Genomic DNA, 10,825 nt, shown 5'->3' with positions numbered 1-10,825 from the left:
ATATAAATTTGTTTTTAGTTTTCAGAAGCGTCTTAATTTTATAGTATAGGGTTAAAAAAATACTAATAATGTATTTAAAAATATACTATATAAATATACTTTTTAATTTATACATTTAATAAAAATAAAAATATATGTATAAATATACCTAAAAGTTAAAAGGTTTGTGGTTTAGAGAGATTATAAATATTAAAATTTAAATGAGGTAATAAATATTTAAAATTTTGGTGAGATATATCTTTTATATTCCAGTAATCTTAAAACTATTTAAGATATAAAAGAAAGGAATGTTTTTAATGAAGCAGTACATAATAAGAAGAATTTTAATAAGTCTTATTGTTCTTGTTGGAGTTTCATTTTTGTTATATTCTATAATTTATTTTATGCCAGGTGATTTTGTATCAACAGTTACATCTGGTAATCCTGCTATAACAGAAGAAATGAAACAAAGATTAAAAGAGCTTTATGGCGTAGATAAAGGACTTTTTGAAGGATATATAGATTGGGCAATAGCCGCTTTAAAAGGTGATTTAGGTACATCTTTTGTTTTTCAACAACCTGTTACAAAAGTTATAGGAGATAGAATGTGGATATCATTTTGGTTATCTTTTATAGCATTTGTTATACAAGTTGCCATAGCGTTACCTTTAGGTACTATTGCTGCAACAAAACAATACTCTAAAATAGATTACTCTATAGTTGCTTTTGCTCTTGCTGGTATATCGCTTCCATCTTTCTTTTTTGCTGCTGTGTTACAAAAAATATTTGCAATAGATTTAGGGATATTACCTTTACAAGGTATGGTTACAGCACGTAAAAATTTACAGGGGACTGCTCTTGTATTAGATATGGGAAAACATTTTATATTACCAATAATAGTATTTGTTATAACAAGTATGGGTGCTTGGCTTAGATATACAAGAAATAATATGTTAGAAGTTTTAAATGCAGACTATGTTAGAACAGCACGTGCTAAAGGTGTTCCAGAAAAAGTTGTTATAGGAAAACACGCTTTTAGAAATACTTTAATACCTATTATAACAATGATAGGTGGTAGTTTACCTTCATTATTTGCAGGTGCTATTATAACAGAAGGGTTATTTTCTATAGATGGGCTTGGTAACATAGCTTTAAAAGCAGTTAATCAAGGAGATATACCATTTTTAATGGGATACTTTATGTTTTTAGCAGTTTTAACTCTTTTAGGAACATTAATTTCGGATATATTATATGCAGTAGCTGACCCAAGGGTTAGATACAATTAGAACAGGAGGATTGTTATGGAAGATTTAAAAGAAAGAGATGAACAAGAGAGTATAACATCTATACAGACTCCTGGTTCTTTGGTAATGAAAAAGTTTTTTAAAAACAAATTAGCAGTATTAGGTTTAGTTATTATAGGATTTATATTTATATTTTGTTTAATAGGACCGTTCTTCTCACCTTATGGAGAGTATGAGATTTTTTATAAAGATACTAATGGTAATGAAATTAGTATGGACGTTGCTACATCTTCAGAAGGGAGTGTGCAAAAAGATGGATTGGAAATAAATCTAAAAGCACCTATATCTAGCAAGCATCTTTTAGGTACAGATGCAGATGGTAGAGATGTTTTTACACGTCTTATGTATGGTGGTAGAATATCTTTAATGTTTGGTTTTTGGGTTGTTATGCTAGAGCTTTTAATAGGTGTAACTCTTGGTGGTATAGCAGGATATTATGGTAAATGGGTAGATATGGTTATAATGCGTCTTGTAGATATATTTTATTGTATACCATTTTTACCACTTATGCTTATGATGTCTGGTGTTATGGCTAGTATGAAAGTACCAGCACAAAAAAAGATATATGTACTTATGATAATAATGGGTGCTTTAAAATGGGCATCTGTTGCAAGGCTTGTAAGAGGACAAATTTTATCTATACGTGAAATGGAATATATGCAGGCTGCTAAAGCTTGTGGGCTTAAAACATCAAGAATAATTATAAAACACCTTATACCTAATGTTACTTCTATTATAATTGTTATGGCTACAATGGATTTAGGTAGTGTTATACTAACAGAATCTACATTAAGTTTCTTAGGTGTTGGTCTGTCTTTCCCTTATGCTTCTTGGGGAAATATGGTTAATGCAGTTAATAACTCTGTTATTATGAAAAACTATATTAATATATGGTTACCACCAGGTATTGCTATTTTACTTCTTGTAATGGCATTTAACTTTATTGGTGATGGTCTAAGAGATGCCTTTGACCCTAAAATGAAAAGGTAGGTGAAAGATATGGCTTTAAATAAAAATGATATAAGACAAAGAGAAAAAGAAATTAAAAAATTTAATAAACAAAAATTTAAAGAATACAGAAAGCAAAAAAATAGAAAAAACGTACCAGAAAAAGAATATGTTACAGAGATGAAAAATTCTAATAACTTAATAGAATTTGATAATTTACAGACGTATTTTTATACAGAGGAAGGCATTGTAAAATCTGTAGATGGTGTATCTTTTGATATACCTATTGGGAAAACAGTTGGTGTTGTTGGAGAATCTGGTTGTGGTAAATCTGTTACTAGCTTATCTCTTATGGGTCTTTTACCAGGGCCTCACGGACAAATAGCTGGTGGGAAAATTAGATATAATAGTAAAGAGCTAGGAAAAGTAGTAGACCTTGCTAAATTACCTCAAAGTATTCATAATAAAATAAGAGGTGGAGAAATATCTATGATATTTCAAGAGCCAATGACTAGCTTAAACCCTATATTTAAAATAGGAGAACAAATAGAAGAGGTTATTTACTACCACGATAAAAATGAAACAAAAGAAGGTAGAAAACAAAGAACTTTAGAGCTTTTAAAAGCTGTAGGTATATCTCGTGTAGAAGAAATATATAAAAGCTATCCTCACGAGCTATCAGGTGGTATGCGTCAAAGGGTTGTTATAGCTATGTCTTTAGCTTGTGGGCCAAACTTTATTGTGGCAGATGAGCCTACTACTGCTCTTGATGTTACTATACAAGCACAAATATTAGACCTTTTACGTGATTTAAAAAGTAGAATAAATGCGTCTATTATGCTTATAACACACGACTTAGGCGTTGTAGCAGAAATGGCAGACTATGTTGTTATAATGTATGCAGGGCGTGTTGTAGAAAAAGGAAATGTTAAAGAAATATTTAAAAATCCAAAACACCCTTATACAAAAGGACTTTTAAAATCTCGTCCTGTTTTAAAAGAAGGGGTAACAAGGTTATATTCTATACCAGGTGCTGTGCCTAGCCCAATAGATATGCCTTCTGGGTGTTTCTTTAAAAATAGATGTGAAAATTGTATGGATATTTGTGACACAATTTATCCAGATATAACAGATATAAGCGATACACATAAAGTTACTTGTCATCTTTACAACGAAAGGAAGGAGGGTTAATGATGGAAAATAAAGATAGAGTTTTATTAGAGGTTAAAAATCTTGTAAAACATTATCCTATAAAAGCTGGTGTTTTACAAAAAACTGTAGGTCAAGTGCGTTCTGTAGATGGAGTATCTTTTTCTATAGAACGAGGAAAAACATTTGGACTTGTTGGAGAATCTGGTTGTGGTAAAACTACAATTGGTAGAACATTAATAAGACTTGTAGAGCCAACATCTGGTGAAGCACTTCTAAATGGGAGAGATATATTTAAATTAAATAAAAAAGATTTAAAAGCATTAAGGCCAAAAATACAAATGATATTCCAAGACCCATATTCTTCATTAAACCCTCGTATGCCTGTTGGAGAGATAATAGGTGAGGCTGTTCGTGAGCATAACCTTGTAGAAAAGGATAGACTTAAAGAGTATATATTACAAGTAATGGAAGAATGTGGTCTTAGGAGATATTATATAGATAGATACCCACACGAATTTTCTGGTGGACAAAGACAGAGAATTTGTATAGCTAGAGCTTTAGCTCTTCGTCCAGAATTAGTTATAGCAGATGAGCCTGTTTCTGCACTTGATGTGTCTATACAAGCACAGGTTATAAATCTTATGAAAGATTTACAAACAAAAAATGGCTTAACTTATTTATTTATATCACACGATTTATCTGTTGTAGAATATTTGGCAGATATGGTAGGGGTTATGTATTTAGGTAGCTTAGTAGAGCTTGCTACTAAAGAGCAAATTTTTAGCAACCCAAAACACCCTTATACAGAGGCTTTATTAAGTGCTGTACCTATACCAGACCCAGATAAAAAAATGAACAGAATAATATTAGAAGGAGATATACCTTCTGCTTCCAACCCACCAAAAGGTTGTAAATTTCATACTAGATGTCATAAATGTATGGATATTTGTAAAGAACAAGCACCTGTTTGGAAAGATTATGGAGATGGACATTATACTGCGTGTCATTTATATTCTCAAGATTAATAAAAATATAAGACACCTTAATTGTAATAAGGCTGTAAACAAAAGTTTACAGCCTTATTACAATTAGATATCAACATAAAAATATATTGATTTTTATAAAAATATATAGTAATATAAAAATAAAATTTATATTTTATAGGGGGGATTTATATGCCTGTTTTGGGAATAATTTATGGCATTATATTTGCGTTAGTAATAATAGGTACAATAGGTATTTTTGTTATTAAAAATAATATTTTAAAAAATGTAGCGACTATTCTAATGGTTATATTGTCAATATGTATAGGTTATATATCTTTTACAGCATTACCATCAAACTACATTTTACAAAGAATAATTTGTTTGGTTATAAGCATTTTACCTTTGTTAGCTATTCCTTTAGTTTTTTATAAAAAAATAAATTGGTTAGTATTTAAAATTATATTGGTTTTATGTATGTTTGTTACATTAATACTTTCTATTATAATGTAACATAATATAATAAAGATAGTATATACATAATAAAAATTATAAAAGATATAGTATTTAATATTATATCTTTTATAATTACATATTATTAAAAATAAAGATTATTACAAAATATAGAGAAAAGAGGTAACGTTATGACAGAAGAATACATTACATTAACTATAAAAAAACAAAAAAACATAGCTCTTATAGCTCACGATAATAAAAAAAGTGAACTTATAGAATGGTGTAAAAAATACAAAAACGTGTTAGAAACTCATAAGCTTTATGGTACTGGTACAACAGCAAAAATGATAACAGCTAATACAGGGCTTAAAGTAAAAGGATTTAACAGTGGACCTTTGGGTGGGGACCAACAAATAGGTGCAAAAATAGTGGAGGGAGTAATAGATTTTATAGTATTTTTTTCAGACCCATTAACTGCTCAACCACACGACCCAGATGTTAAAGCACTTCTTCGTATAGCACAAGTTTATGATTTACCTATTGCTAATAATAAATCTTCTGCAGATTTTATGATAACATCTAAATTTATGAACGAAGACTATGACCATAAAGTTTTGAATTTTCAAAAAAATGTTGAAAATAGAGCAAAAACATTATAGTTTTAAAGGAGAGGGAATATGATAAAGCTTATTACTTGTGATATAGATGGGACACTTCTTCATGGATATTCAGACCCTATAGAACCAGAGTTATTTGATTTAATAGAAAAATTTTATGAAAAAGGTGTACTTTTTTTTGCGACAAGTGGGCGTCAGCTTTATAATTTGCAAAAGATATTTAAACCGGTTAAAGATAAAATAGGATATATTGCAGAAAATGGAGCAATAATTCAGTATAATAACGAAATAATATATAAATCGGCAATAGATATAGATATTGCAAAAAAATTATCTCAAAAAATATTAAATAAAGATAATGTAGAATTATTTATATGTGGGGAGCATACTACATATATTATGCCAAAATGTAAAGATTTTGGAGATTTAGTAGGTAATGAAATACAAAATCATATTACCGAAATAAAATCATTTGATGAAATAGACCAAGATATTGTAAAGGTATCTTTATTTTATAAAGAAGGCATAAATGATGAAATAATACAATATTTTGTAAGCGATTTTGGAGATAAGTTTCAGCATACAGTATCTGGGCATACTTGGTACGATTTTATGAACTTAGACACACATAAAGGAAATGCTATAAAGATATTACAAAATGTTATAAATGTTTCTAGCGAAGAAACAGTAGCTTTTGGAGATAACTTTAATGATATAGAAATGCTAGCTGATGCAAAGTATAGCTATGCTATGGAAAATGCACACCAAGATGTTAAAAAAGTTGCAAAGTATACTTGTAAATGCGTAATAGAAACTTTAAAAGAAATATATAATAAATTTTTTAGTGAGGGTTAAAAAATGACTAATGATATGACAGTAGGTAATCCTACAAAGCTGGTTATAAAATTCATTATACCTCTTCTTATAGGTAATATCTTTCAACAACTATATAGTATGGTAGATACTATTATTGTGGGTAAATATGTAGGAACACAAGCATTAGCAGGAGTTGGCTCTACGGGAGGTATAAACTTTTTCATACTAGGGTTTGCTATGGGTATGACTAGTGGTTTTGCCGTTCCCATAGCTCAAGGGTTTGGTGCTAATGACCCTAAAAGAGTAAGACATTTTGTAGCTATGAGTATATATCTTACAGTTGGTATAGGTATTATTTTAACTATAATATCTACAATTGGGCTAGGACCATTATTAACTGTTACAAAAACACCAGAAGATGTGTATAACCACGCATATAATTATATGATAATAATATTATTAGGTCTTATTACTAATATGGCATATAATATGACTGCTAGTATATTAAGAGCTTTAGGAGATGCTAAAACGCCGTTATATTTTTTAATAGTAGCATCATTTTTAAACATTGCTTTAGACTTTTTATTTATATTATCCTTTAATATGGGAGTGGCAGGTGCAGCATTAGCAACTGTTATATCTCAAGGTGTTTCTGCCATATTATGTACCATTTATATGTATAAAAAATTTGAAATATTAAGAATGAAAAAAGAAGACTTTATATATAAACAAAAGTCTGCCAATATACTTTTTTCTATTGGTTTTCCTATGGCTTTTCAATATTCTGTAATAGCTATAGGCAGTATATTATTACAAAGTGCTGTAAATAGTTTAGGTACTATAGCAGTTGCTAGCTATACTATATGTTGTAGGATAGAACAGCTAGCTATACAGCCGTTTTCTACACTTGGTATTGCAGGTACAACATATGCAGGACAAAACTTAGGTGCTGGTAAAATAGATAGAATAAAAGAAGGTATGAAAAAAATGACTATAATAGGTGTAGTTATAGCTATTATATGTAGTGTTATAATATATGTGTTTAATATACCTCTTATCAATTTATTTATGCAAGAAGGGGAAGATAAAACTTTAGTTATAGAATATGTAAGGTTATATTTATTCTGGGCTTGTGCTTTCTTTATACCTCTTATGCTTTTAATACTTTATAGAAGTGCCATACAAGGAATGGGAGATGCCTTTTTTCCACTTGTAGCAGGTATTGTAGAGCTTGTTGGTAGAGTGTCTGTAGCTATTGGGCTAATAGGACTAGGATATTTAGGTATATCTCTTGCTTGTCCAGTGGCTTGGTTAGGTGGAGCTTTAATAGTTGTTCCAGCATATTTTAGAAAACTTAAAAATTTAGAAAAAAATGTATGTAAAAGGTAATGAAAATGTATAAAAATACAATAGAACAACAAAAAAATTTTTTTAAAACAGGTATAACTAAAGATGTAAATTTTAGAATAAAAATGCTTAAATCTTTAAAAAAGACATTGTTAAAATATGAAAATGACATTTTAGATATACTAGAAAAAGATTTAAGCCGTTCTAAAGTAATGTCTTATCAAGTAGAAATGTTACCTATTTTACAAGAAATAGACTACTTTATAAAAAATACAAAAAAATTATCAAATATAAAAAAGAAAAAAACACCTCTTATGTTTTTAGGGTATAAAAGTTACGAGATAAAAGAACCTTATGGTGTATGTTTTATTATATCACCTTGGAACTATCCATTTTTACTTACTATATCACCTTTAGTAGGGGCAATAGCAACAGGTAACTGTGCCATTATAAAACCATCTGAGCATTCTATACATAGCTCAAATTTAATAAAAAAGATAATAGAGGAAACATTTAAAGATAAATATTGTAAAGTTATTCTAGGTGATGCAGATGTGGTGGAAAATATTATAGATAATGAAGTTGATTTTATATTTTTTACAGGTGGTACACATATAGGTAAAATAATAATGGAAAGGGCAAGCGAAACATTAACACCAGTAGCATTGGAGCTTGGAGGAAAAAGCCCTTGTATTGTTGATAAAGATGTAGATTTAGATGAAGCAGCTAAACGTATAGTTTGGGGAAAAACATTAAATGCAGGTCAAACTTGTATAGCTCCAGACTATTTGTTAGTAGATAGTAGTATAAAGGATAATTTAATAAAAAAAATTGTATTTTATACAGAAAAGTTGTGGGGAGATGACATACTAAATAATGAGGCTTACCCTAAGATAATAAATGATAAAAACTTTAATAGAATACTAAACTTTTTAGGTGATGGGGATATTTTATATGGAGGGAAATATAATAGACAAAATTTAAAAATTGAACCAACGTATATAACTAATATATCTATGAATAGCTCTATTATGAAAGAAGAAATATTTGCACCCATACTTCCTATAATACCTTATGACAATATAGATAATATATATAATATAGTGGAATACAATAAAAATCCTTTGGCTATGTATGTATTTTCTAAAAACGATAAATTTATTAAAAAGCTAATATTTAGTATACCTTGTGGAAATGCTTGTATAAACGATACTATATTGCAGGTGGCTAACCATAACATACCTTTTGGTGGAAGAGGTACTAGTGGAATTGGTGTATATCACGGAAAATATAGTTATGATTTATTTTCTCATAAAAAAGGTGTTTTAAATGCTAGTAAAATAGTTAAAAGTAAGGTTAGGTATAGAAATACAGATAATATAAATTTTATAATCAAATTGTTAAGAAAAATAAAAGTCATATAAAAGGGTTTTTAACCTTTTATATGACTTTTTTAATAAAAATTATTTTTATTTATCTTCTTCAATAGAGTTTACTTCTTGCATTTTTCTTATATATATATCAAATATATGGTTAAATATATATGAATTGAAAAATGCTAAAATACCCGGCACAAAAATTAATATAGGTGGAATACGTATTGCAGATAATATAACAACTGTATTAAAAACAACCATTAATGTAGTCCAACCAAAATGTTTAATAGGCATTGCAAAAGAAAACTTAAACATATTTCTTGTAGTGTTTTCAAATTTAGATATTAAAGGGAATATGTATAAATTTAAAATTGAATAAAAGAAAAATAACATCCAAAACATATAATACATAAAAGCACCTTTAGGACCAGGCATAAATTTAAAGTAATAAATATCTAAAATTAATACTAAACCAATTGTAAATAGAATAAGCCAAACTAACGTACTTTGTTTAAAGTTTCTTTTGAAGGATTTTATAAAATCTCTAACAAGATATCCTTCTTCATCTTTAGCAAGTTTTAAAAAAACATAGTATAGAGCAGTATTAGCAGCACCTATTGTAAATATAGGTATACAAAATATAACATATACAATACTTAAAAAACAAGCATCAAAAATTTTACCTATAAATCTCCAAGCAGGATTATCTAAATCAAAAAAGCTATTCATTTTTACCTCCAAAATAATAATATTTAAAATAAATATATATCTATTATAGCATATTATTATTATTATTACAATTTTATATAATATATATTAGTGTATAAATATTAATAATAAATAAAAAGATAAGTATTGACATAAATAGATTAAATATGTAATATAAAAAGTATAATTAAATTAGAGGTGATAACTATGAATAATGATAATATATATGATGTTGTAATAATAGGTTCTGGACCATCTGGTCTTGCAGCTGCTATATATGCAGAAAGAGCTAAATTAAAAACTATAACTATAGAAAAGCAATATATGAGTGGTGGTCAAGTTTTAAATACTTATGAAGTAGATAATTATCCAGGCTTGCCAGAAATTAATGGTTTTGATATGGGACAAAAATTTAGACAACACGCAGAAAAGCTAGGTTCTCAGTTTGTAAAAGATGAAGTTTTAGAACTTGAACTAATGGATAAAATAAAAAAAGTACATTGTAAAAAAAATGAATTTTTAACAAAAACTGTTATAATAGCAACAGGAGCTCAACATAGGCTCTTAGATGTTAAAGGTGAAAAAGAGCTTTATGGAAAGGGCGTTTCTTATTGTGCTACTTGTGATGGAGCTTTTTATAAAGAAAAGACAGTAGCAGTTGTTGGTGGTGGAGATGTTGCTTTGGAAGATGCTATATTTTTATCAAGGCTTTGTAAAAAAGTTTACCTTATACACAGACGTGATGAATTTAGAGGGGTAAAAATTTTACAAGAAAAAGTATTCTCTATAAATAATATAGAAATAATATGGGATACAGTTGTAGATGAAATATGTGGAGAAGGAGAAGTAAGTTCTATTAATGTATGTAATGTAAAAACAAATGAAAAAAAATCTTTAGATGTAGATGGAGTGTTTGTTGCAATAGGCATTATACCTAATAGCCATATATTTGAAAAACATTTACAACTTGATGATGGTAATTACATTGTTGCAACAGAAGATTGTAAAACATCTGTAGAGGGAGTTTTTGTTGCTGGCGATGTTCGTACAAAAGCTTTAAGACAAATAGTAACGGCTGTATCTGATGGTGCTAATGCCATTACGTCTATTGAAAAATATTTAGCAACTAAATTTTAAAA

Annotated in this window: 11 protein-coding genes; 10 read left to right on the top strand and 1 reads right to left on the bottom strand. The window is 28.4% G+C overall.

Going from position 1 to position 10,825, the window contains the following annotated elements; genetic code table 11:
- Positions 1–296: 296 nt before the first annotated feature.
- The 9 genes from R5Z65_RS03665 to R5Z65_RS03625 all read left to right on the top strand — a co-directional run bounded on the left by R5Z65_RS03665 (position 297) and on the right by R5Z65_RS03625 (position 9,026).
- The gene (locus R5Z65_RS03665) at positions 297–1,265 is read left to right on the top strand and encodes an ABC transporter permease (protein ID WP_317367126.1); all 969 of its coding nucleotides are present in this window, start codon (positions 297–299) and stop codon (positions 1,263–1,265) included.
- A 15-nt stretch (positions 1,266–1,280) separates the two neighbouring features.
- Positions 1,281–2,273, top strand: a complete 993-nt coding sequence (locus tag R5Z65_RS03660) for an ABC transporter permease (RefSeq protein ID WP_317367125.1) — start codon at positions 1,281–1,283, stop codon at positions 2,271–2,273.
- 9 nt (positions 2,274–2,282) lie between these two features.
- The gene (locus tag R5Z65_RS03655; protein WP_317367124.1) at positions 2,283–3,422 is read left to right on the top strand and encodes an ABC transporter ATP-binding protein; all 1,140 of its coding nucleotides are present in this window, start codon (positions 2,283–2,285) and stop codon (positions 3,420–3,422) included.
- A gap of 2 nt (positions 3,423–3,424) precedes the next feature.
- On the top strand, positions 3,425–4,408 hold the full coding sequence (locus R5Z65_RS03650; protein WP_317367123.1) for a dipeptide ABC transporter ATP-binding protein: 984 nt from the start codon (positions 3,425–3,427) through the stop codon (positions 4,406–4,408).
- A 150-nt stretch (positions 4,409–4,558) separates the two neighbouring features.
- Complete coding sequence (locus R5Z65_RS03645) at positions 4,559–4,879, top strand: hypothetical protein (protein ID WP_317367121.1); 321 nt, start codon at positions 4,559–4,561, stop codon at positions 4,877–4,879.
- Between the two features lie 131 nt (positions 4,880–5,010).
- Positions 5,011–5,481 carry a methylglyoxal synthase gene (locus R5Z65_RS03640; protein WP_317367120.1) on the top strand — a complete coding sequence of 157 codons (471 nt, stop codon included), beginning with the start codon at positions 5,011–5,013 and terminating at the stop codon, positions 5,479–5,481.
- An 18-nt stretch (positions 5,482–5,499) separates the two neighbouring features.
- Positions 5,500–6,294: an HAD family hydrolase gene (locus R5Z65_RS03635; protein WP_317367119.1), complete on the top strand. Its 795-nt coding sequence runs from the start codon at positions 5,500–5,502 to the stop codon at positions 6,292–6,294.
- 3 nt (positions 6,295–6,297) lie between these two features.
- The gene (locus tag R5Z65_RS03630; RefSeq protein WP_317367118.1) at positions 6,298–7,644 is read left to right on the top strand and encodes an MATE family efflux transporter; all 1,347 of its coding nucleotides are present in this window, start codon (positions 6,298–6,300) and stop codon (positions 7,642–7,644) included.
- A complete protein-coding gene (locus tag R5Z65_RS03625; RefSeq protein ID WP_317367117.1) occupies positions 7,644–9,026 on the top strand; it encodes an aldehyde dehydrogenase family protein in 1,383 nt (460 codons plus the stop codon). Before R5Z65_RS03630 ends, R5Z65_RS03625 begins: the two co-directional genes overlap by 1 nt.
- Before the next feature lie 45 nt (positions 9,027–9,071).
- On the opposite strand, the gene R5Z65_RS03620 is transcribed toward R5Z65_RS03625, so the two are convergent.
- The gene (locus R5Z65_RS03620; protein ID WP_317367116.1) at positions 9,072–9,707 is read right to left on the bottom strand and encodes a DUF624 domain-containing protein; all 636 of its coding nucleotides are present in this window, start codon (positions 9,705–9,707) and stop codon (positions 9,072–9,074) included.
- Between the two features lie 186 nt (positions 9,708–9,893).
- Between R5Z65_RS03620 and trxB the strand changes: the two genes are divergently transcribed.
- Positions 9,894–10,823: a thioredoxin-disulfide reductase gene (trxB, locus tag R5Z65_RS03615; protein WP_317367114.1), complete on the top strand. Its 930-nt coding sequence runs from the start codon at positions 9,894–9,896 to the stop codon at positions 10,821–10,823.
- Positions 10,824–10,825: the final 2 nt, after the last annotated feature.

Source organism: uncultured Tyzzerella sp., assembly GCF_963558545.1.
Classification (GTDB): Bacteria; Bacillota; Clostridia; order Lachnospirales; family CAG-274; genus Tyzzerella.
The sequence above is the reverse complement of the archived record's forward strand: the minus strand, read 5'-3'. Positions and strand labels throughout refer to the sequence as shown.